Source organism: Desulfocicer niacini (assembly GCF_054657595.1).
Genome location: NZ_BAAHYK010000016.1, coordinates 18,444 through 41,504, shown reverse-complemented (window position 1 = coordinate 41,504; position 23,061 = coordinate 18,444). Strand labels below are relative to the sequence as shown.

Below are 23,061 nucleotides of genomic sequence, written 5' to 3'. Positions count from 1 at the left end.
TATTGCACTGAGCTCAAGCGCATTTTCAGTGAAACACTGGATTATTTGTAATCAATACAAAGCCAAACCCACAATAAAGAGAAAAAAAGGATATCAGTCCTAAAAACAATTAAAAAGCAAACCCACAAAAAAACCAATTTTTATGAGCCTGCTGATGATCTTAACAAGAGCGCATCCCCATTTTCCCGGTTCAACATTTCGCCAGAGAGGGGTCCCTGCAACTATGACAAATAAATCATATTATGACCAAACCGAAAAAATGGGAATGCGCCCTTTGATAATGATCGTCAAAAAAGGGGCAGCTGTCAATGGCCTGTCATCTACCCCATTTTATGATTTACCGTTTGAGATTCATAAGTTCTGACAACATGGTATCAACGGTGGTGATAATTTTTGAGTTGGCCTGGTATCCCCGCTGGGTAGTGATCATTCTTACAAATTCATCAGCAATATCCACGTTGGACTGCTCAAGAGATCCCGGGGCAATGCTGCCAAGCCCGTTGGTTCCCGGCTTGTTGGTGATGGCATTGCCACTTGCAATGGTGGCACGGAACAGGTTACCGCCTTCCTTTACAAGGCCATCCTCGTTCTGGAAATCAGCCAGGGCGACTCTGTACAGAGCTGTCATCTGACCATTAGAATAAGTTCCCGTAATAATACCTTCTTCATCCACATTGATATCCTGCAGTTCACCAGCAGCATACCCGTCACTTGTTTTATAAGTCGTGTTGGAGGCCACAGCAAACTGTGTGGTGGTGAGAGAATCAGGGACCCAATCACCAGTATCATGGCTATAGCTTGCACCAAAATCAAGGGCGATGTTCATGGTGCTGTTCTCCCCCCCTAGAAAATCGCACTCAAATGAAAACAGATCATCCCCAATATCCGAAGGATGATCTAAACCTCCCATGGAAATACCTGTAATCTTACCGGACTCTGTTCCAAACTCAATGACACCGGAAGCCAAAAGACCGGAAAGACTGGAACTGCCAGAAGATGTATCTAAAGCTCCAGCTTCGGCTGCAGCAGCAACTGCCTCCGCAGCATCGATTTCTGCTTGAGTGTATGTGCCAGCGGCAGCATTCACATAAACATCAGCAGCAGCTCTTGCGGCAGCCGCCACAGAATCAACGGTTCCCCCCGCGCTCTCTTCTGCCTCCGCGGCGGCAGCTACTGCCTGGGCAGCATCCATTTCTGCTTGGGTATATGTGCCACCATCAGCTGAATTCGCATAATCATCTGCAAGGGTTCTTACAACAGCTGCAACGCTGTCAACAGTGGCGGCTGCATCTGCAGCTTCTGTTTCTGCGGCCGTGGCAGCTGCTGCCGCCGCATCAATCTGTTCTTGGGTATATGTACCAGTTTGGACAGGATTTGTATAATCATCTACAAGGGCTCTTGCCGCTGCTGCAACGCTAGCAACAGTGGCGGCTGCATCTGCAGCTTCTGTTTCTGCGGCCGTGGCAGCTGCTGCCGCCGCATCAATCTGTTCTTGACTATACGTACCACCATCGACAGCATTGGCATAATCATCCGCAGCAGTTCTTGCAGCTGCTGCAACACTGGCGAGGGTGGCGGCTGGATCCGCAGCTTCTGTTTCTGCAGCAGTGGCAGCGGCAGCAGCTGCTGCAATGGCTTCTTCAGTATATGTACCAGCAGCTGCTGCGGCATAATCATCCGCAACTGTTCTTGCAGCAGCGGCAACACTGGCAAGGGTGGCAGCTGCGTCGGCAGCTTCTGTTTCTGCAGCAGTCGCAGCAGCTTCGGACGCATCAATCTCTTCTTGAGTAGATGCGGTAGTAATAGGATCTGCGGCATAATCATCTGCAAGGGTTCTGGCGGCAGCGGCAACACTGGCAACCGTGGCGGCTGCATCTGCAGCCTCTGTTTCTGCAGCACTTGCAGCAGCTGACGCTGCATCAATCGCCTCTTGAGTATATGTTGGGGTTGTGATGGGATCTGCGGCATAATCATCTGCAAGGGCTCTGGCAGCAGCGGCAACGCTGTCAACTGTGGCGGCTGCATCTGCAGCTGCTGTTTCAGCAGCAGTGGCAGCGGCAGCAACGGCATCAATTTCTTCTTGGGTATATGTGGTACTAGTGATGGGATCTGCAGCATAATCATCTGCAAGGGTTCTGGCGGCAGCGGCAACGCTGTCAACTGTGGCGGCTGCATCTGCAGCTGCTGTTTCAGCAGCAGTGGCAGCGGCGGCAGCCGCATCAATTTCTTCTTGAGTATATGTACCCTCAGCGGCGGCGGCGTAATCATTTGCAAGGGTTCTAGCGGCAGCGGCAACGCTGTCAACTGTGGCAGCTGCATCTGCGGCTGCTGTTTCAGCAGCAGTGGCAGCGGCGGCAGCCGCATCGATTTCTCCTTGCGTATATGTACCCCCAGAATCTCCAGTTGTATAGACATCCGCAGCTGTTCTGGCGGCACTTGCAACAGAATCGGCGGTGGCACCTGTGCTTCCACTACTATCTAAGGATCTTTGATCTTCACTGGGGTTACATGTGACGATATACTCATATGAAGATCCATTTGTGCTTGTCTTATCAAAATAGAAAGTAATATCATGGGTACTTCCCAAGGAATCGTAAATCTGTACCGTGGTCTGGTATTCATACATGTCTTCAGCCAAGGGGGGATTGGCAGTTCCATCCCAAACATCCGTCAAATCAAGGGTACCCGAATTATTAATACCAGCGGAATCAAGATTGGCAATTATCTGAATTTGGGTAGATTCTTCAGGGCTTGAGGTAAATGAATTCAGATGAATATCAGTGATGGAACCCACATCGGTTCCAGACAGCGAATCAAGCTTCCAGCCTTGAACAATATAGCCATCTGGATTAACCATATATCCATCTTCATCAAAACCAAAATTTCCCGCTCTGGAATAATAGTTACCTTCTCCATTGGTTTCTCTTAAAACAAAAAAGCCATCCCCCCCGATGGCAAGGTCCGTGGCATTTCCGGTGGTTTCAAGAGAACCCGGCTCAAATGAGGCAGAAACATCTCCAATGGCACTGCCGCTGCCCACCTGGGTAGAACCGTTCATGGTGGACAGAGACTGACTTAACAAATCCTGAAAGTCCGCCTTGCTGCTCTTGAATCCAATCGTATTTACATTGGCTATGTTATCACCAATAATCTGCATGGTGTCACCCAATGAACGTAAACCACTGCTGCCAGCAAAAAGTGCGCTTGATAAGGCCATCTTTATTCCTCCTGTGTCATCCAAGCGGCGATCCCCATTTTATAAATAAAACATTCCTCGGGAATGTCTGGAAAACCGCACGGAGCCCTCATTAATATTTAAATTTTATTTCATCTATAATTTTAATAATTTTCTCAAATTTCCGGAGAAAGTCGAATTTCCTTAACCTCGGAAAGCGCCACAGCAGTATTTCCCACATAAAGCATCGGGATATCACCTTCCAGGCTCACACGATCCACTTTTCCCATGGTATATGTTTCCACCGAGAGAGACTGTCCTTTATCACCCACGGCAGTCACTTCAAACGTATAAGTTCCGTCTGCAACTGCATCACCACTTTCATTGAGACCATTCCAATCAAACCCATTGGTACCTGCCTCAAGATCTCCCAGAGAAATGATCTTCACCTTCTGTCCATTGGCATCCAAGATATTAACAGTACAATTAGCGGAGCTATCAAGGTAGAATCCACCTGAAACCTCAGCCCCCTGTTCCAAGGAAAAAGAATTGCCATCCACGCAAATTTCTTTCCCAATAAAATCAAGGGAATAAAAACTGGACATCCCATTTTGCCCATCATTGATTGAAGTCAGATTATCATTAACATTGTAGAGCTGCTCTAGACTGCTATATTGAGCAAGCTGGGCCGTAAATTCGGTACCTTCCATGGGATTTAAAGGATCCTGATTTTCCATCTGGGCCACAAGCAGTGTCAAGAAAGCATCTTTACCCAAGTCATCCCCTGAATTGGTTTTTGAAGATGCTGCTGGATATGTGGTGCCAAGGGTATCGATATACATGATTTTATCCTTATTTATTTATTTGTTTATACTAACAAGTCCAACAAAGAATCTTTGTTCTGCCCCATGGGCGAAATGGAATCCGCGCCATCTTCCCTTTTACCCATGCGTGCAAAACGTGTTCCCCATCGCTGATTCCGCTGCCGGGCGGATTGATGGTCTCCATTGGCCATGCTCTGGGCAAAACCATCGTTCATCTGGATTTCAAGATTTTCCAGACGGATCCCGTGTCCTTCCAAAACACGCCTGAGCTCATTATGGTTGGACAAAAACAATTCCCTGGCAGAACTGGTTTCAGGCACAATGGACAACTTTATTACATTTTCTTTGGTATCCATCTCAATATTCACCGTACCCAGTTCAGCCGGTTTCAACTGAATTCTCAACATGCGTTCACCCCGTTGAAGGAATGCAGCAATTTCCTTACCAACGGTTTCAACCACATTGGGTGGAAAAACAGTCCCTGATGTATTTTCTTTCTGAGAAAAAAAAGGAACTGTAGATGCATTTGACTGCGTTGCCATGGATAAACGCTCAAAGCCCCCTGGGGCCTCAAAATTAATACCTTTCTGAGCAGACGACGTTATGAACTTCGCTTCAGGATTTCGCGTACCGGACAAGATATCATCAATTAACCCATCAATTGCCTCTGATATTCCCATGTTTCCATTTTGTGAAGGGGCATTTAATTCAGTCATCAACTGTGACTCCATTCCCGACATATCCGTCTTATTCCATGGTAATGAAAATCGATTTCCCAAACTGTATTTATTCCCTTTCAGCTCCCGCAACACATTCTGCTGTGTTAATAATTGATCAGGAACTGCCATTTCCACCATCCCGGTATCTGGTACCGTTGGCAAACTTTCCCTGGGAAGTTCAACGTGATCTTTGGAAAGTGACTGAGTAAAATTAGACATTGATTGAGATGTTGAAAAGATAGGCTTTGAAGAGCGGTGTGATCTGTCTGTGCCATGCATTGCCTGTAAGCTGCTTCTTTCCATGTGCATTTCAGGAATATCACCTGTTCGAAGCATTGGATCCGACAACTTGAATGTACTTACATCATGAGACCGTTCACGGAGAGAAGGTGATATACCAATATTGGATTGAACAGCGCTATTTGAGGGGTCATCTTCCTTGAGCACGCTGCCATAAAAATGGGGGTCTTGGGAAGCCATATTCTTGAAATGAGGAGACGATTCTTCCCCTGTACGCAGAGTGACAGGTCCCTGTGGATAAGGAGTTAGCTCAAGTGTTACCACACCATCTTTACCAACAGACGCCGGGTTGGAAGCAGGCTGAGAGGGATGGCTCGTTGCACTGTCAGATTTGAGGGTAAGAATTGGTGAATGGAAGCCTTTACCCTCCTGATTGATATCAGTTACATTCCCCGGTTGAATCATCTGATCCGGAAATTTAAATTCTCCATTGTCTGACTGAAATACGGCTTTATTTGTCAGGACTGACCCACCGGTATGGGTCTGAAATCTTTGCCCAGGGGAGTCAATATTTACTGCTGCGACCTTGTGCACATCAGCTGAAACCTTAAATTCGCCAGCAAGCGACTTAGCCATTGAAGCTTGCGGTAAATCCATAGAAATTTTTTCCGCATTAAGGGGATTTTTAGGAAAATCAGAGGCAACTGAATTGGACTGAACGCCACCATCTTCATGTGTATGTTTTTGGGCCAAATGGCCTTGGGATTCCAGGGAACCAGACTTCCTTAGAACCGGCGCAACATCATCAGCTCCAGGTGGAGTGACAAGTTTCTGATAATTTGCCCAGGCTTCTGAAACAACGGTACCACTTTTAACGCCCGCTACATCGTTGGGTGGGGACTGAGACTGAGGAGGCCAGCTCTTTGGGCTATCAAAGTTATCCGCACGCAGTACAGACTGGAAATTATCCCTTTCCTGCAATGCATCACGAGCATCTCTTGGGTAAAGCACTTGGGCAGAATCTTTAAATTCACCGTTGCCTGCATGGGGATTGGCTTTATCAGTAACAAATATACCCACTTCATTTGTCTGATTTTTTTGCCTGTCAGATTGAAGATTAACAGAATTTGCTTTACGATTAGAATCGAAAATTTGGAACTCACCTGCAGACATCCTACCCACTGCAGATTCAGCCAATCCCGTAGAAACAGTATTTGACTCAATAGAAGGGTCAAGGTGAACAAACACATCCGTATTTATCTGAATTTTTTCAGAAATTTGGACATAAACAATATCTGTTTTGAGCTGAGCATCATCAGGTAAAGCTCCTGGTCCATCGTCCAGATCTACACGTATACCATCTCCCAAAACGGAACGTTCCTCTGTCTGGTTCCAGGGATCGGAAGAGTGTCTTTCAGCATGGGAAATTACATTCCCAAAATCAGGAAAATCGTCCACATAATCAGATGAAATCGAAACTCTTTTTGCACTTGAAACTCCCACCGTTGCGCCTGATTCTAATAAAAAGAGGGGGGCGCCGGTCGAATTCAGCTCTCCTGTAAGGGTATATTCCTGAAGATTTCGTCGCGTTTCAAAATTCTGACGCACCATCATGGCTTCAGCAAATGCAAAGAAAGAGTCAACCTGTCCATTATCCATTGACTGTTTTTCTGAAATCTCAGAAACTTCATCCAGAACAATGGAATCTTGTGGATCAAGCTTCGGGGAAACCAGTGAGACACTTTCAAGTTTTGTCTCCATGATACCGATAAGATTATCCAAGGAGAAAGCAGCGCCAATGGATTGACGGGGTTTCGGCAATCCCATTGTTTCCATGGCTTCAACCAGTTGGGGAGTCAAGACGACATCATGATTCCGGCTTGCTTCAGGTGCATCTGGTGAAATGGAAGAACTTTGTATTTTTTTTAATTGATGGACAAGTTTTTTCAGATCCACATTGCCATCCACATCACTTACCGAAGGCAGTATTGAATCCAATATTTCAGGTGCTACTCCCAGGTCTCTTAACGAAGATTCAATGTGGGGAACAATAGATTTGTCCAGGTAAAGGGTTTGTGCATCTCCTACTCGGGGAGAAGACGTGGCATTAAATTCCTTCTCAAATTGAGTTAAATCTTTAAAAAAATCAGATAATGTCGTCTTTCTTCCAGGGTTGTCATGCACCATCTGCTGGAAAAAATTGTCAATTGATGTTCGGGGAAAATCAAGTTTATCAAGAATGGTCCTCAGGGATTCAAAATCGTTTTTATCCAGTACCACTTGATCAAGAGGCACGCCTTTGGCCAGAAAAGCTCTTCGAACCATTTCAATAGGAGAATTTAAAGAATCTACCAGATTGTTGGACCTCGTTGCTGATTTTAAAAATGATGCGGTATCCTTTTCAGACAATCGAGGAGTTAAACGCCCATTCTCGTTCTGAGCCACATCACGAATCATGGAAAAAAAACTAATTCCTTTTTGCTCAATTGATTCAGACATATTACCTCTACGGGAAAACGAGGAATCACCGGATAATAAGAAATTTTTATTGAACACCACCGATTTCATTGTCATTTATTTTCCTGTTCCCATATGGTTGGACTCAAAACATACAAAGGTTAATTTTTCCCTATAGAAAATTATTTTTATGCAAAAGACATGCCTCTCTCAAGAAAAATACTTTAAAATAATCAATACCTTCACCAATGTTTAGAATGTGCCTGTAATAGGGATCCCAAGCTTCTGTATGTTGTGTATTTATGATTTAAAAAACACATCATATCGATAACAAGCTGATTAAAAATATAATCGGCGAAGTTATTAATCATAGATATTCATTATTTTTCAGAAATGGTTTATTTAAAACGCGAAGTTAGATTTATTGGGAAAAAACGCCCAAGGGTTCAACTCTTTCATAATGGAAAAATTTTCTATATTTCAATCCCATTGATGGGAATTTTTTTCCCCCTCTGAATCATGCTTCTCCGGTGATCCAGCTTCGAATAACAGCTGCAGTTCTTTCCGGTTCTTTATTGCTCAACTCAATAACTCGTTGCCGGGGATTAGCTGTTTCCGGTTCTGATATTTGTTTAATGTCCTGCCCGAGGGGTAATCCTTCTGCCTCTTCAACGACTTCTGCTTGAATTCCCTTGACGCTCTTGAGCAAAGGCCTCACCACAAGAAAGAATGCAGCTATAATTAAAAAGAGATTAAAAATAATTTTGCCGTAGGTCTCTATAAATACCATAGGGTTAAATTTATCACTCACAAATGGCTCAGACATTTCCATTGCCACAGATGTGGAAAATGGGACCGATTGAACAGAGACCTGATCTTCTCTGTTTTCATCATACCCCATTGCATTTCTGACTAATTTTTCAAAACTTTGCAGAGCAGCTCTGTCCCGGGGAATATACTTTGAAACAACCGATCCATCTTTTCGGGTTTCGGATTTATAAACCCCATCCACCACAGCAGCCACAGAAAGCCTTTTTATTCCCCCAGCCGGGCGTACTGTCTTTCGGCTTATTTTATTGATCTCGTAATTTGTGGTGGCATTTTTACTTGTTTTCGTTTTCTGTGAACCGGACGCTGGGGCGACCACACCGGCCATCTGATCAATATTATTCGCTTCCGTCTGCTGCTGCCTACCCTGTTCCCCACCAATGGTCTCCTCAATCATTTTATTACTTCTGACCACCACCACAGTTGGATCATATTCTTCCTCACTGATAATCACTTCAGCAGTATTAATCTCCGCATTGACCCGAACAATAGCCTTTCCCACCCCAACAATTTCTTCCAACATGGTCTGAATATTATGGGTGATTTTTTTCTCGATATTCTTTTTATAGTCCAACATACTGTCACCCAGTCCGGCGCTCATATTGTCATCCCCGGCATTTCCCCGAAAAATAACCCGCCCCTTGGTATCAACGACGCTGACCCTACTACTGTCAAGGCCTTCCACGGCATTTGCCACCAAACGAACAATGGCTTCAACTCTGGCCTGGGACAGGGAACCTTCCAGATCCAACTGTATGGATGCAGATGTCTGTTTTTCATCTTCAATAAAAAGTGATTCTTTGGGAATAGCCAAAAAAACAGAGGCTTTTTTCACCTCTTTAAAATTCATAATCGTTCTTGCAAGCTCTCCCTGAAGGGCGCGCCTGTAGTTCAATTCCTGTACAAAATTGGTGGTTCTGAAATCAGGATTGTCAAAAAGTTCAAAACCAACGGTCCCCCCCCCTGGAAGTCCCTCGCCTGCTAGTGAGAGGCGCAATTCATATACTTTGTTTCCGGGGACAAGAATGGCACTGCCCCCCCCCTCAATGCGGTAAGGAACTTTCTGCTCCTTTAATTTGGCAACAATGGCACCACCGTCCTTGGGAGACAAATTATTAAAAAGGAGTTGATAATTTTCCTGATTCCCCAGATAAAACATCACACCAAAACCTGCAGCGATCAACATTATTACAAGGGATATACTTATTTTTTTGGAAAGCGGCAATGAACCGACAAACTTCATGAAGTGCGCAAAAGAACTGTTCATTCTGCGGGTTTCCTTTTTCTAAGATTTTTTATATAAAAAGGCTGGTAAAGAAGAGGTTTTTTCCAAGCTAAGAAATTAAAATCTTTTCTCTGAAGAATAGTTGTTAAAACTGCATGCGACTGACTTCTTTGTAAGCTTCAATGGCCTTATTTCGCATGGAAAGAAAAAGCTGCATGGATATATCAAATTTTTGAAGTTCTATCATTGTTGCCGGAACGTCAGCTTTGCCCTGGAGCATGTCCACAATGGCGTTATCAGCATTTTTTCCCATGCCATCAATATTACCCATGGCCGTTTTCATAACCTGGGTAAAGGAAGCAGACTCTTTTTTGTCCGTCTGAGATACGGCCTTAAGGGATGGCTGATACACACCGTCAATACTGATATTATTCATGCGTTACCTTCCTATTTCAAGGGCTTTCAGTGTCATTTCCCTGACAGCCTTCACCGCTGCAATATTCGCTTCAAACGATCTTTTGGCCATGAGCATATCCACATTTTCCACGAACAAATCCACATTGGGCTTTAACACATAACCGTCTTCATTGGCATCGGGATGAAAAGGGGCATACTCCTGTTTAAAAGGTGTGGAATCCTCCACAACTTCATCAATCTCAACCCCGCCAAGGGCATGATCCAAGGTATTTGAAAAATCCATGGTATTATCTCCCGGGCGCATGACCAGCATTTTTCGACGATAGGGCCCCCCCTCTTCTGTGCGCGTGGTTTCAATATTAGCAAGGTTATTACTGATAATATCCAGTCGTTGCCGTTGGGCGGAGATTCCTGAAAAACTGATATCAAAAGATTTCAAAAAATTCATTTTAACGGCCTCCCTCTTTTATCACATCCTTTAGAATGGTTATTTTTCGCAACATTGCTTCAACGGCCGTGCGGTATACCAGCTTGTTTTCCGTCAGTTTCTTCATTTCATTGTCCATGTTTACCCAGTTTAGACCATCAAATGGAACATCTTCTTCAAATGAATCCACAGATAGCTCCCCATGGGTTGGTCCCCCCATGTGATCCCCATGGGTTTTTGTTAGCATGACATTCTCCATATCTGAGCCCATGGCATCTTTTAAAGCAGATTTAAAATCAATATCCCGGCCTTTGAATCCGGGGGTATCCAGGTTACTTATATTATTTGCAATCAATCCATGTCTCTGCTGAGAAATTCCAACCGCTTTTTCAAGCACCTGAAATGAATGATCAAAAAGCATTCGATTCGGCATCATATTTTTCTCCCTATGTACATATTCCAACCCCGAATTGGCATTGGACTTTCGGCTTTAAAAAATATAATGCAAATTACGTTCCTAAACTTATTGAATTTCCATTTTTTCTTTGTACTCATTGAGTTTGTTTCGCAGGGTGCGAACGCTGATACCCAAAATTTTTGCGGCATGGGTGCGGTTATCATTGGTATGATCAAGGGTTTGAAAAATAGCTTTTTCTTCCATTTCTTTCAATGAAACCACAGGCATAAAGGATGGAGGAGTAGAATACACCGTAGAGCGTTGAAGGCCTGCCAAAGAAAAATCTTTTAGTTCAAGCAAGGTACCTTCAGCCATGAGAAGAGCCCGTTCAATGACATTTTCAAGTTCCCTTACATTGCCAGGCCATGAACGGTTCATTAACAAATCCACAGAAGCTAGCGTCAATCCTTTGACATCTTTTCCGTCAATTTTATTATATTTTTTAATAAAATGCTCTGCCAGCAGAGGAATGTCCTCACGTCGCTCATCAAGGGGAGGCAATCTCAGAGGTATCACGCTTAATCTATAATAAAGATCCTCACGAAAGCGTCCCCCCCGAACCATTTCTTCCAAATCTGCATTGGTAGTGGCAAGAATCCTCACATCAACAGGCACCGGCGTCACTCCGCCAATGCGATCAACCACGCGTTCCTGCAGCACTCGCAACAACTTGGCCTGAAGGGAATAATCCATTTCACCGATCTCATCAAGCAGCAAAGTTCCCCCGTGGGCATGTTCAAACTTACCTTTTTTTCGTGCCAGTGCGCCGGTAAAAGTGCCCTTTTCATGGCCGAACAATTCACTTTCCAGCAAGCTTTCCGGTAATGCCGCACAGTTTATGGCCACAAAGGGCTTGTTGCGTCGGCGACTGCAATTATGAATATATTTTGCCACAAGCTCCTTTCCCGTTCCAGATGCACCTTGAATCAGGACGGATGCGCGGCTGTCTGACACTTTTCCTGCCACACGTAAAAGATCTTCCATGCCGGCATCCCGGGTGATAATGGCAAAGGGATCTGTATCCATTGGAGAGCACACAGACTCCTTGGGTAAATCCGCGGGCCAAGAAATGTTCTTGATCAGCTCTAAGTCCATGGGTTTAATGAAAAAATCGTCGGCACCAAGTTTCATGGCAGTCACTGCATCCCTAGCATTGACCGCAGATGCAATAATAATAACGCGAAGATGGGGATAAGAATTTTTTATATTTTTTAGAAAATCCAAGGCAGGTTCTATTCTGGCATCAGCACCAATGACTACAAGATCGCAGTCTTTTTCATTTATCTGTCGAAAAACACCTTCCTGCTCATCCAGCAGTATCACCTCATGATTTAATTTTTCAAGCACATCAAGTATGTGATTTTGATCATTGAGATCCGTTTCAAATACCACTATCTTCTTTTTAAACATTAATCTTTCATATCCTTATTCTGTTAGCCTGAGGACACTGAAAGCATCGTTGAGAATGGATTTATCGCACAAAAAGACATAACCAGTAACGAAATATCAGTCAGCGCGACGGTATTGTCCTCAACTCGGCTCCATTCGATCCAGTCGCCTATTTATGCTGTGTGGGAATTTCATCTTTAAATCCATAGGCAGCCACCTTTTCCCTGGCCAGATTACCCCAAAAAGAATCCTCCAGCTCTGCCACCTCTTCATAATAGACAAGACTTTCCTGGTTCTGTCCTAAACGTTCCAGGCAATGAGCAATCTTATATTTAAGAGAGGCTTTTTCCACCTGGGTCTGTTCCATGTCCACCAATCGTTTAAAAACTGCCATGGCTTTATCTGTTTCACCCAGTTCAAAAAAAAGATCCCCTATCTCATCTCCCAGATATCCTGAAACATCATCACAATTCCCGTGATTTTTTTCAGCTTCCCTGGCAGCAGATAATGCCCTTTTTCGTTCATTGGTTTTAAGTGCAGCCTCTGCCAGATGCAGCAAAAGCTTTGTCCGTCGGCAACGTGACAGATCATATTTTAATGCAGCATCAAACAAATCCATGGCCTTGTCGTATGCCTTCTGCTTAAAAAAAATTTCTGCCATTAGTAATGTGGCATCTCCGACATATTTGCCCCCAGGATAATTTTTTAAAAGTAGGGTCAGACGTTCCCGGGCTTTGTCCATTTCCTGATCCCAATAGGCCTGACGTCCCACAAAATAGAGCAAATCTTCGGGCTTTTCAGTGTCCGGAAGCAACCCATCCATACGTTGAAATTCAACCACTCCTTTTTCCTTCAAGCCCAAATCAAGATAAGCCCGAGCCACAAGAAGATAAATGGGCTCTGAAAAAAATAACAGATGAATCAATTCCTTTTCCTGTTCATAAATAGCAATTAGCTTTTCTGGATTTCCATTATCCCTCTCCGTTATCAGCATAGACTGCAGGGTTTGTTGTAATGCATACGTGCCATTTTCCCTTAGCGCCCCCTGGGGCTTGTAGCTAAAGAGTGTTTTTAAAGATTTAAGACTCTGTTCATATGCTTTTTCTTTCTGATACAACACACCTAGCTTCAGCAATGCAAGCTTGGCAAGGGGGTCACTTTCGTCCTTCTCCATGAAAAATCCATGCACTTTCTCATAAATTTGACGAGAGGACAATGGAATCAGAGAATCAACTTCAGGGTTTGCCTCCTGTTGTTCTGCAAGCCGAATCCAGCTGATATTGGCGCCCCTGGTGCCTGGATATCGTTTACATACAAATAAAAAAAATTTCACCGCATCCAGGATGCGCCCATCTCTTAGATAGGTATCTCCAATGCGGGCCAGAATCAAATGATTTTCTTCACTATCAGGGGAACTGTTATAATATTGAAACAATTGTTTTCTGGCCAGCGTGTTATGTCCCAGTTGAAAATGATTATTCCCCATATAAAGGGCGACCTCGGGCAAACGGAATATCGCATCACCATCCATTTCCACAAGACCTAAAAGCTCATCAAGGGAGTTCTGAAATGCATTTTGATCATACAAAATTTTGGCATATTCCATTATTGCCTGACTCTTTAAAGAAAAGTCAGTAGCGCTATCAATCACCGATTGTAAAAGGGTCTCAGCTTCCTGCTCTCTGCCTTTCAAACGAAAAATAATAGCTGTGTACAACTTTGCATCCAAAGCAACTGAGGAATCAGGTGGACTGCTTTTCAAGGCCAAATTATAATATCCCTGTGCTTCAGCATAATTTTTCATCTGATGATACAGCTTTCCCATCCGCAGCATGGCATCGCCTGTAAATGGAGAATCAGGAAAACGACTAATAGCGTCCCGATAGCGCTCGGTGAGTTCCCTGAAATGCACCGGCAATGAATCAGCATACTTTTTTTCATACAGTATTGGCAGCAGAAACTGTGCTTTTTGTGCATAAAAACTACCGGGATATTTGCCGATGAGAATCTCTAGCTGGGAAATGGCTGATGACCACTCATTATAATAATAATTATCAATTCCCCCGGCAAAAAGAGCAGCATCAGGTCCCAGGTCCGACACAGGTAGATGAAAAAGTGGATTCTCTCGTTCATCCCTTTTCAAACCTCTTCGGAAAAAACGACGGCCATTGACATTCGTGGGGAATGGAGCAGAACCAACAAATTTGCCTGGTAATGCGGCCAATTCAGTATTGCCCATATTTTTATTTTTTCCCGATGTATTATGGCTGAAATCGTCCGATTTTTCATTCATCGTGACACCATCCACCCCCGGCGAGTTAACAACAAGGACAAAACCATTGGAGTCATAAATCGTCCTGGTTTCTGGAATCAAGGGACCTTGAATTTCCAGAACAAGCCTTATTTTATCTGGATGATGCCCCACCCGCAATGCCATAACGCTTGGTGTATTCAAAGGCAGGGTAACAGTTTTAAAGTTAGGAACCGCAATAAACATATCTACCAGAAGCCTGGCAGGGTCATCCAGGGGAGTTAGTTCCAAATGATTATTGGCCGGGAATCCCGAGACTCGTATCCTTGTATCTGTATTTAATTTAATGGATGGAACAGAGATGGTTATGGGGATGTCATAATTAAAAATGCTAAAGCTTTTTTCAGATGCCTTCACCGTTGCTGCAGGTGTTCCAGATGCGGGGCAAACATCCTTCTGAGTCAACACAACGATAAACACAATTGAGAGGATTCCCAACAGAATCGGTAATATTTTTTTATTGTTTTTTATTGATAAAAACACGATCTACAATTCCCGATTTTTGAAATTCGGGCTTGATCACAAGATTGGCAGGCCTCGAGAATAGCTTTGGCAAAGGGGCCAGGCGTGAATTGTTGACACTTTTTGGCTTGTTTACAAGATCTGCCATGGGATGTTCAGGCTTGCCTTATTGACGATTTCGTTTAAATTTGTATTGCAACACGTAAACTTGTCAAAAGCATGACAACACAAAACGAAGCCCGTTAGCCCATCAATCGTGACGCTTAGCCCATCTTATGATCAAGCACTTTCTGGGATTCCGGGCATCAGAATCAAGTGTCAAACATCTTATTTTTTTTAATTTTTTCTACCAGAGTGGTTCTTTTGATATTCAAAATTCTTGCCGCTTTAGCTTTAACACCATCACTTTCTTCCAGAGCATTTAAAATTAATCTATTTTCATAATCTTTCACCGCATCGGCAAGGGTCATTCCCTTATGAAGAAAAGGGAGATCGGGTGATACTGGATGCAAAAAAGGGTCACCTTGAAAATGCTCCGGCAGATCTTCCAGGGTCACCATGGAATTTTCACAAAGGATAATCATTCGCTTGATCATATTTTCAAGCTCTCGGACATTTCCCGGCCAGTCATGTGAAAGAATTGCATCCATGGCCCGGGGGGAAAATCCATGAATTTCCCGTTTTCGACCCCGTTGAAATTTTTCCAGAAAATAATCTATCAAAAGCGGAATGTCTGATTTACGATGAATCAAATCCGGAACATGTATGGGAATTACATTCAAACGATAAAACAGATCCTCACGAAAAGAGCCCTCTTTAACTGCAGTTGTAAGTTCTTTGTTGGTGGCGGCAATAACTCTGGCATTCACATTAATGCTACAGGTACCTCCCACCCGTTCAATGACTCTTTCTTGAAGCACCCTGAGCAATTTAACCTGCAATGCAGGGCTCATCTCAGCAACTTCGTCTAGAAAAATAGTACCTTCTCGGGCCATCTCAAAACGCCCCACCCGTTTTTTATGGGCACCGGTAAATGCACCTTTTTCATGACCAAAAATTTCACTTTCCAATAAGGCTTCGGGAATGGCACCACAGTTTACGGCAATAAAGGGATGCTTCCGCCTGCTGCTGAGTCGGTGAATGGTTCTTACAATTAATTCCTTTCCGGTACCGGAAGCTCCAGTGACAAAAACCGTCGTATCAGTGTCCGCTACTTTTTCGATCAGGCGATGTATTCTTTTTATAGCAGGGCTAGTTCCAATAAAATTTTTATATACGGAACCATCCTCCTTATTTGGATTGAATTCATCGTCCTTTTTTTCAAGCCATTTTACCTTCAGGGCATCTTCAACATGCTTCAAAAAATCAGTCGGGCTCACCGGTTTAGTGATATAATCAAAAGCGCCTTTTTTTACGGCAACGACAGCATTGGAAATACTGCCGTATCCGGTGAGTATCATACAAAGGGTTTCAGGGGTATAGTTCACAACGTGGTCAAGAATTTCCATACCGCCGACATCTGGCATGTTTAAATCCGTGATGACCAGATCATAGGCGCCTATGACCAGGGAATTAAGCGCCCGTTTACTGTCGGAATCTGTTGTAACCTTATACTGTGGGTTCTGGCCCAACATATCCCCCATAAAAGCCAGTATATCCTCATCATCGTCCACAACCAGTATTTTTGCAATGGGTTTCATCAACATGCCCCTAGAGAAAATCTCCCCTGTGAAACTTGTACATGGCCACATCCGCTGTCATTTTCAATTCATCCATCATAGACAAAAGATCGTCATCCATCAAAGAAGAATCAACAACGGTTTCATAAAGCCGGCACGCCTCATGTTCAATGGAATTTACCAGGGGTGCAATCTGCTTAAGGGTCGTTCTGGGATTTTTCAAATCCGCTACATAGTCATCCAGAAGCGACAACAGTTTATCTCCTTGGGCAATAACATTTGTTCTTGCATCACACGCGAAAGTTGGCAATACTTCCCCCGGAGTGTTCACCATTTTAATCTGATGATCTAATATTCCCTTAAAACCGATTTCGGTCTCCTCGGTACCTTGGGGCTCCCGATATCCACGGGGCAAGAATTCTCCACTCATAGTATTGATTTTCATGACATTCCTTCCTGAGAAATCAACCGCCAAACACTTTTTCCAGTTTCTGAGTAATGGTTTCCGTGGTAAAGGGTTTCACAACATAATTGTTAACCCCTGCCTGAACCGCCTGTATGATATTTTCTTTCTGTGCTTCAGCCGTCACCATGACAAAGGGAATGGCCTTAAGTTCTTCATCTGCCCGGACGGCATTTAGAAGATCAAGACCGGTCATGACAGGCATATTCCAATCGCACATGATAAGATCAATTTTTTGATTTTTAAGCACTTTCAAGGCATTTTTTCCATCCCCTGCCTCATAGAGATTCGTAAAACCAATCTGGGTAAGAATATTTTTTAAAATTCTCCTCATGGTTGCAAAGTCGTCAACAATAAGCACTTCCATATTCAAATCCATAGCATGCCACCTCTTTCCTAAATATAGTTTACAAGTAATTTTTTATTCAAACATATTGCATTTTCAGGCTTGATCACAACACAGGTTCCTACGGGAAAAATCAGGCTTGGGTTGTTGACACTTTTGCTGTATTTTGCTTTTATACACAGGACATCGTTAAAGACCGGGTGCCCGATAAAAGCTTCAATTTTCAATTAAACAAGCCTGACCCTTATGCCGCGCCTATTATCAGGAATGGCCTATTCTGTGATCAAGCTTGTCTTAACGATACTATAATTGTTATACTATCATGTCAAGGTGAGCGCCCAAAGAAAATAATAGGACAAGGATCCGAAACCCTCACGCCATAGAGAGTTTCCGGCATAAATGATATCAGGGAATCTGTGTTTCCTCCATATCCTCCGGAAAAAGTCCTTGGGTGATTTTGGCACCAATTTCAGTATCCACAAAAGAGAGGATCTGGCCCACCACATCTCCCTTCATTCTTGAAAAAAGTTCGGTAATCAAGTTAATATCAAGTTTTTCTATCAACTGGGCCACCTTCTGGGGTTTCATGGTGGAATAAATTTTAATCAAGTGTTTTACTTGATTTTCCTTTGCTGTTCTTTTGATCTCCATTTGATCCCGAATTTCATCCCGCAACCGAGTCAAGTCTTCAATCTTTTTGTTAATTTCGTCCTGAAGAGACAGAAGTTGCTGTTCGCGACGGACAAGAAACTTTTCTTTTTCTTCAATTATTGCTGCGTGTTCCTCCCCCCGTCTTATACCCGCTTCCGGAAGTGGTGCGGCATCGAGATCAGCAGCACTGACAGCAGATTCAGGGGCCGTATTCTCTGGCGAAAGCGCCATGTCCAAGGTATCTCCAGATTCCGAAGCAGCAATGGCAACCGCACCTGTAAAAAAAGAATTAGAAGGTTGCTGGAATAAATACATGGAAATCAACACACACTTCAGGCAGATAATACAGATTAAAAATACCTGCACATAAAACTTCAATACAGGCCCCCTCTCTTCATCAGTATCATCTCGTCCATAAGTTTTTGTTCTTCTTGCTCAACCAATGTTTTATGATTTTGGGCATAAATAGATTTCAGGGAATCAAGGGACTCCTTTGCCATATATTGCTTTTTTAGAGACTCCCGGTGATCTTCCACTATCCGGTTTTGGTTTTCCAGTCTGTTGTGAGCCTGTTCCAATTCATCATCCAGTTGTCTGACATAATTTTGGCACGCCATGTACCAGGAAGCTGCCATGCCCTCCATGGCATCTATTCGCAACTGATCCAGGAGTTTTTCTTTTTTTTCCACCAGCCCGTCGCACACCTCCCGGGTTTCCACCCATGCATTGGTGGCATCCGTTAAATCTCTACGGGCTTTTTCTTCCTGGTGCTGCCTGTATTTAAGCACACTGTCCAGCTTGAAAGAAAATTTTTTCATTATTTACCCCTACCCTGAAAAAGTCTTCCCATTTGATCCAGGCTTTCCTGAAATGAAATCTTTTCGTATATCCCCTGCTGAAGAAAGGCATTGACCTTGCCGATGATTTTTTTGGCTGCATCAATTTCAGGATCACTGCCGTCCACATAGGCACCAATGCGAATCAGATCCTCAGCTTCCCGGTACACCGAAATAACTTTTAGTAATTGCTTTGCATTTCTGGAATGTTCCGGTGTTACGATATCGTTCATCACCCGGCTGATGCTTGCCGGTACATCCACAGCGGGATAATGCCCTTTATGGGCTATGCCCCTTGACAAGACAATGTGGCCGTCGGTGATGGAGCGAACGGTGTCAGCCACCGGCTCGTTCATGTCATCACCTTCCACAAGTACGGTGTAAATACCGGTGATACTTCCTCCTTTTTCCAGAATACCGGCCCGTTCAAGGAGCTTTGGAATCCTGGCAAACACACTTGGCGTATAACCCTTTGCAGAGGGTGGCTCTCCCACAGCAAGACCGACCTCCCGCTGGGACATGGCAAACCGTGTAACCGAATCCATCATTAAAAGAACGTCCAGTCCTTTGTCCCGGAAAAACTCCGCCATGGCCGTTGCCGTATAAGCACCACGGATTCTTAACAGGGGGGGGGTATCAGATGTGGCCACCACCACCACTGATTTTTTAAGACCCTCTTCTCCCAAGGTTCGCTCAATGAACTCGCGTACCTCACGTCCCCTTTCTCCAATCATGGCAATGATAATAACATCAGCGGTGGTATTTCTGGCAATCATTCCCATGAGCACGCTTTTCCCCACACCGGATCCTGCCATAATGGCCATGCGTTGGCCTTTTCCCACGGTGATCATGGCGTTTATGACAGACACCCCCACATCAAGGACTTCATGAAGAATCTTTCGTTTCATGGGGTTCAGTACGTTTCCATAAACCGGATAATATTTTTCCACCGGAATTTCACCCTTATCGTCCATTGGATGTCCCAAACCATCCACCACACGACCCAGATATGCAGCACCCACCGGGACATCCGGTGTATCGCTGATGGCAAGTGTTTTACTGCCAGGTCTTATGCCCCCCATGTCACCAAAGGGCATAAGAATAATATTGTTCTCATTAAAACCAATGACCTCGGCCTTGATTTGATTACCATGCATTTCTTCGATGGAACAGATACTGCCCACACTCACCCGTGGTCCGTTGGCCTCGGCAATCATTCCCGCCACTTTAAGCACAGATCCGGTCAATCGAACCGTCCGGCAGGTCTCAAGTGCCTGGTGATATTTATCCCACGAGATGCTGATTGAATCCATTATGACCTCTATTGCAACCCTTTTCCACCATCAGTCTTGTTCCTCAAACCGACTTATCAGCGTCTGGTAAACTCTTTTCAGACGAGTTTCAATGGATGCATCAATATCACCATGGGGGGTTTCAAGATGGCATCCTCCCCTGGACACCGAAGGATCGGCCTTCAATAACAACGCCGTCAGTTTCCCGGACGGATCAGCAGATGATGCCTGCAGGGTCTCAATTAAATGGACATCCTCGGGGTGAAGCCTTAAGATAAGGCCTTCTTTTTCAGATGCCAATTGAAGGGTGTGAAGGACTGTCTCCTGAATCACGCGCTGATCCAGGGAAATTTCACAATGAATAATTTTCTCAGATACTGAAAAAATAAGATCCAAGATTTCCCGTTCATATTGGGTCAAAAGTGCTGATTTTAAAGAGATAATTTCTGATAAAAGGGTATTCATGCCTTCAATCAGGGGCTGTGCTTTTTTCTCTCCGGCCTTGATTCCCTCTGTCTCCCCATTTTTAAATCCCTTTTCCCAGGCATCCTTTTCCATTATTGTGCAGTTCTGACAGGTTTCTTCTTTGAGGCGTTCCATTTCCTCCCGGGTTTTACGTCGAATTTCAAGGATCTCCGGGGTGAGTGCTACTTCGTCTGATTTTGTTTCCTGAATCTCCTGTCCGGACTCAGACCCCGTAAAGGAAATGGGTTCCGTTTTTAGAGACTTGTGTTCAAGGGGTAAAAATGCCTGGGACGTCGACTCCGTGGAGTCAAGTGCCACAAAGGATTCCTGCGATTCCTTGTCTTGGCTCTTTTCATCAACCTCCGTTAAAAGATCCGCATCAAATGCTTTGAGCTTATATGTTTCAAAAAGGCGGGCATTTTTAACAATTTTTGAGCCTTGATCAGACCAGGACATCATCCTTTCCTTTTCCAGGGAATACCAATCGTCCTTCGGTTTCCAAACGTTTGGCTACACCAAGAACTTCCAACTGGGCACTTTCCACATCACTCAAACGAACAGGCCCCATGACTTCCATATCTTCGCGCATCATTTCCGCTGCCCGCTGGGACAGGTTCCTGAAAACCTTTTCTTTTAATTCTTCTGAGGCCGCCTTTAAGCCTTTGAGTAAGAGTTGGCTATCTACGTTTTGCAGTATTTCCCTAAAATTTTTATCATCAAAAGCCAAAAGATCTTCAAAAACAAACATTTTTTGTTTAATTGATACCGCGAGGTCAGCATCATGTTTTTCAAGAAAAGCCATGATGTTTTCCTCCGTTTTTCCATCCACCTGGTTTAAAATAGATGCCAATGCCTCCACACCATCAAACTGCCGAGAACTGGTCCCCGTGGTAGAAAGGCTATTTTTAATGGTTTGATCCAGTTCATCAATAAATTCCGTGGGCACATCCCCCAAATCAGTCAGACGATAGGCCACCTCAAGCTTAACATCTTCGGGCAGCATTTTTAAAACCTCTGCTGCAGTGCTTTCCGGAAGATAGGAAAGAATTAAAGCAATTGTCTGTGGGTGTTCTCCCTTAATCGCGCCGTTGAGATTTGCCGGTGACAGATTGACAAGGGTTTCAAAGGGAATGGATTTTTCCTTGACGGGGGCCTCTTCCCCGGGTGTATCCTTGACGCTTTTGGCAAAAAATTCCTTTCCGGAAATCAGCAAATGCTCATTATTATCAAAGGCGTGTAAAAATTCTCTGGTAACGGCATCCACCACATCGCTTGAAATATAAGAAATTTCCGACATGTATTTGCCAATCTTCTTAATGCTTTCCTTATCCAGATTTTTAAAAAAATAGGTGGAAAATTCTTCCCCTGCACTCAAAAGAAATATTGCAGCCTTTTGATACCCGTTCAATTCACTGGGAACTAATTGTCCATTTGTCGCCATACGCTCTCTTTATTTCCCCATTCATAATTTCGCCAAGGAGATCATCGTGCTTTTCCTTTCCAGATCAACGGCATCATAACATGCACAGCATTTAAAAAAGATCACCAAGCAGATCATCAATATCAGACTGATCCAGCCCGCCGCCCTTTTTCTGGGGACCGGCAAGTGCCTGGGCTTTTTCATCCACCATCTTCTGTAGTTCAACAGCGGTGAGACTTGGATTTTTTTCCCTTTCCTTTAACTTTATACCAAAGGAAATTACCATATTCCTTATTTTACCTTCTATTTCACCGACCAGTTTAATGATGCGCTGAAGCCGCTGACCTGTGAGATCCTGGAAGCTCATCTGGGTGAAGGTATCTGTAATCAATGCCATACTCTCCTCGGTGTTGGATTCCAGGCTGTCCATGTTGGAGATCACCCTGGCAAGGAATTCTTCATTAAGAACATTCGTTTCTTCGGAGGTGGCATCATGACCTGTGTCAAGGCATAGCTGTTTGATCTGTGAAGAAATCTTTTTGTTTTCGCCGATCACCTGGCCCATGCGATCAAGGTTATCCATGATGGTATTGGCCGCCTGTTCCGTGGTTTCAATAATCCCCTCCAGCTGATCCGATGTCTGGGGAATATAATTTATGGCAATATCTTCAATGTGGGGACGAATTTTTAATTTAAAATCCTTCCTGAAATCAATCAATACTAGGGCAAGGTCCTTGACGCTTCCCGTCATCTCCGAGGTCATTTCCTTGTAGAAGTCATCATCATCCTGGTCCATGGCATGGGTTACTGCCTGTTTAAAAAAATAGGTCAGCTGCTCCATTTCATGCGCTGATAATTTGTTTGCTACAATATTTTTGATTTCATCCTCAAAATTTTGTTTCATTACCCACCCTTATCATATCGTTAAATGGCCTTGGGTCCCAACTGTGCTGCCCAGATTCAGTAAGGATGTCATGT

General features: G+C 44.0%; 18 protein-coding genes. All 18 read right to left on the bottom strand.

The window, feature by feature from the left end:
• Positions 1-337: 337 nt before the first annotated feature.
• Positions 338-3,217 carry a flagellar hook-basal body complex protein gene (locus ACYQ2M_RS10315; RefSeq protein WP_459916254.1) on the bottom strand — a complete coding sequence of 960 codons (2,880 nt, stop codon included), beginning with the start codon at positions 3,215-3,217 and terminating at the stop codon, positions 338-340.
• Between the two features lie 134 nt (positions 3,218-3,351).
• Entirely contained in the window at positions 3,352-4,017 is a 666-nt protein-coding gene (locus tag ACYQ2M_RS10310) for a flagellar hook assembly protein FlgD (RefSeq protein ID WP_459916253.1), read from the bottom strand.
• A gap of 26 nt (positions 4,018-4,043) precedes the next feature.
• The gene (locus ACYQ2M_RS10305) at positions 4,044-7,532 is read right to left on the bottom strand and encodes a flagellar hook-length control protein FliK (RefSeq protein ID WP_459916252.1); all 3,489 of its coding nucleotides are present in this window, start codon (positions 7,530-7,532) and stop codon (positions 4,044-4,046) included.
• Between the two features lie 400 nt (positions 7,533-7,932).
• Entirely contained in the window at positions 7,933-9,510 is a 1,578-nt protein-coding gene (fliF, locus tag ACYQ2M_RS10300) for a flagellar basal-body MS-ring/collar protein FliF (RefSeq protein WP_459916251.1), read from the bottom strand.
• Positions 9,511-9,613: 103 nt separating this feature from the next.
• Complete coding sequence (gene fliE, locus ACYQ2M_RS10295; RefSeq protein ID WP_459916250.1) at positions 9,614-9,904, bottom strand: flagellar hook-basal body complex protein FliE; 291 nt, start codon at positions 9,902-9,904, stop codon at positions 9,614-9,616.
• A gap of 3 nt (positions 9,905-9,907) precedes the next feature.
• A complete protein-coding gene (gene flgC / locus ACYQ2M_RS10290) occupies positions 9,908-10,333 on the bottom strand; it encodes a flagellar basal body rod protein FlgC (RefSeq protein WP_459916249.1) in 426 nt (141 codons plus the stop codon).
• A 1-nt stretch (position 10,334) separates the two neighbouring features.
• On the bottom strand, positions 10,335-10,748 hold the full coding sequence (gene flgB, locus ACYQ2M_RS10285) for a flagellar basal body rod protein FlgB (RefSeq protein WP_459916248.1): 414 nt from the start codon (positions 10,746-10,748) through the stop codon (positions 10,335-10,337).
• 87 nt (positions 10,749-10,835) lie between these two features.
• The gene (locus tag ACYQ2M_RS10280) at positions 10,836-12,179 is read right to left on the bottom strand and encodes a sigma-54-dependent transcriptional regulator (RefSeq protein WP_459916247.1); all 1,344 of its coding nucleotides are present in this window, start codon (positions 12,177-12,179) and stop codon (positions 10,836-10,838) included.
• A 148-nt stretch (positions 12,180-12,327) separates the two neighbouring features.
• Positions 12,328-14,952, bottom strand: coding sequence for a tetratricopeptide repeat protein (locus tag ACYQ2M_RS10275; RefSeq protein WP_459916246.1), 2,625 nt, complete (start codon positions 14,950-14,952; stop codon positions 12,328-12,330).
• A 290-nt stretch (positions 14,953-15,242) separates the two neighbouring features.
• Positions 15,243-16,631 (bottom strand): sigma-54-dependent transcriptional regulator, encoded by a 1,389-nt coding sequence (locus ACYQ2M_RS10270; protein ID WP_459916245.1) that lies wholly within the window; start codon positions 16,629-16,631, stop codon positions 15,243-15,245.
• A 10-nt stretch (positions 16,632-16,641) separates the two neighbouring features.
• Positions 16,642-17,055, bottom strand: a complete 414-nt coding sequence (locus tag ACYQ2M_RS10265; RefSeq protein ID WP_459916244.1) for a hypothetical protein — start codon at positions 17,053-17,055, stop codon at positions 16,642-16,644.
• A gap of 19 nt (positions 17,056-17,074) precedes the next feature.
• Positions 17,075-17,452, bottom strand: a complete 378-nt coding sequence (locus tag ACYQ2M_RS10260; protein WP_459916243.1) for a response regulator — start codon at positions 17,450-17,452, stop codon at positions 17,075-17,077.
• A gap of 372 nt (positions 17,453-17,824) precedes the next feature.
• Positions 17,825-18,448 carry a MotE family protein gene (locus ACYQ2M_RS10255; protein ID WP_459916242.1) on the bottom strand — a complete coding sequence of 208 codons (624 nt, stop codon included), beginning with the start codon at positions 18,446-18,448 and terminating at the stop codon, positions 17,825-17,827.
• Positions 18,445-18,888 carry a flagellar export protein FliJ gene (fliJ, locus tag ACYQ2M_RS10250; RefSeq protein ID WP_459916241.1) on the bottom strand — a complete coding sequence of 148 codons (444 nt, stop codon included), beginning with the start codon at positions 18,886-18,888 and terminating at the stop codon, positions 18,445-18,447. Before fliJ ends, ACYQ2M_RS10255 begins: the two co-directional genes overlap by 4 nt.
• Positions 18,888-20,219, bottom strand: coding sequence for a FliI/YscN family ATPase (locus tag ACYQ2M_RS10245; protein WP_459916240.1), 1,332 nt, complete (start codon positions 20,217-20,219; stop codon positions 18,888-18,890). Before ACYQ2M_RS10245 ends, fliJ begins: the two co-directional genes overlap by 1 nt.
• 30 nt (positions 20,220-20,249) lie before the next feature.
• A complete protein-coding gene (locus ACYQ2M_RS10240; protein WP_459916239.1) occupies positions 20,250-21,122 on the bottom strand; it encodes a FliH/SctL family protein in 873 nt (290 codons plus the stop codon).
• Complete coding sequence (fliG, locus tag ACYQ2M_RS10235) at positions 21,106-22,104, bottom strand: flagellar motor switch protein FliG (protein WP_459916238.1); 999 nt, start codon at positions 22,102-22,104, stop codon at positions 21,106-21,108. The genes ACYQ2M_RS10240 and fliG overlap by 17 nt, the downstream gene beginning before the upstream one ends.
• A gap of 91 nt (positions 22,105-22,195) precedes the next feature.
• Positions 22,196-22,987, bottom strand: coding sequence for a protein phosphatase CheZ (locus ACYQ2M_RS10230; RefSeq protein WP_459916237.1), 792 nt, complete (start codon positions 22,985-22,987; stop codon positions 22,196-22,198).
• Positions 22,988-23,061 lie beyond the last annotated feature (74 nt).

Bases quoted from the DNA above. Each gene is read 5' to 3' on its own strand.
- ACYQ2M_RS10310 (WP_459916253.1), bottom strand. From the start codon at position 4,017: ATGTATATCGATACCCTTGGCACCACATATCCAGCAGCATCTTCAAAA.
- ACYQ2M_RS10280 (WP_459916247.1), bottom strand. From the start codon at position 12,179: ATGTTTAAAAAGAAGATAGTGGTATTTGAAACGGATCTCAATGATCAA.
- flgC (WP_459916249.1), bottom strand. From the start codon at position 10,333: ATGAATTTTTTGAAATCTTTTGATATCAGTTTTTCAGGAATCTCCGCC.
- ACYQ2M_RS10245 (WP_459916240.1), bottom strand. From the start codon at position 20,219: ATGGATTCAATCAGCATCTCGTGGGATAAATATCACCAGGCACTTGAG.
- ACYQ2M_RS10240 (WP_459916239.1), bottom strand. From the start codon at position 21,122: ATGATGTCCTGGTCTGATCAAGGCTCAAAAATTGTTAAAAATGCCCGC.
- fliE (WP_459916250.1), bottom strand. From the start codon at position 9,904: ATGAATAATATCAGTATTGACGGTGTGTATCAGCCATCCCTTAAGGCC.
- ACYQ2M_RS10260 (WP_459916243.1), bottom strand. From the start codon at position 17,452: ATGGATTTGAATATGGAAGTGCTTATTGTTGACGACTTTGCAACCATG.
- ACYQ2M_RS10270 (WP_459916245.1), bottom strand. From the start codon at position 16,631: ATGAAACCCATTGCAAAAATACTGGTTGTGGACGATGATGAGGATATA.
- ACYQ2M_RS10230 (WP_459916237.1), bottom strand. From the start codon at position 22,987: ATGAAACAAAATTTTGAGGATGAAATCAAAAATATTGTAGCAAACAAA.
- fliG (WP_459916238.1), bottom strand. From the start codon at position 22,104: ATGGCGACAAATGGACAATTAGTTCCCAGTGAATTGAACGGGTATCAA.
- flgB (WP_459916248.1), bottom strand. From the start codon at position 10,748: ATGATGCCGAATCGAATGCTTTTTGATCATTCATTTCAGGTGCTTGAA.
- ACYQ2M_RS10315 (WP_459916254.1), bottom strand. From the start codon at position 3,217: ATGGCCTTATCAAGCGCACTTTTTGCTGGCAGCAGTGGTTTACGTTCA.
- fliJ (WP_459916241.1), bottom strand. From the start codon at position 18,888: ATGAAAAAATTTTCTTTCAAGCTGGACAGTGTGCTTAAATACAGGCAG.
- fliF (WP_459916251.1), bottom strand. From the start codon at position 9,510: ATGAACAGTTCTTTTGCGCACTTCATGAAGTTTGTCGGTTCATTGCCG.
- ACYQ2M_RS10265 (WP_459916244.1), bottom strand. From the start codon at position 17,055: ATGAAAATCAATACTATGAGTGGAGAATTCTTGCCCCGTGGATATCGG.
- ACYQ2M_RS10305 (WP_459916252.1), bottom strand. From the start codon at position 7,532: ATGACAATGAAATCGGTGGTGTTCAATAAAAATTTCTTATTATCCGGT.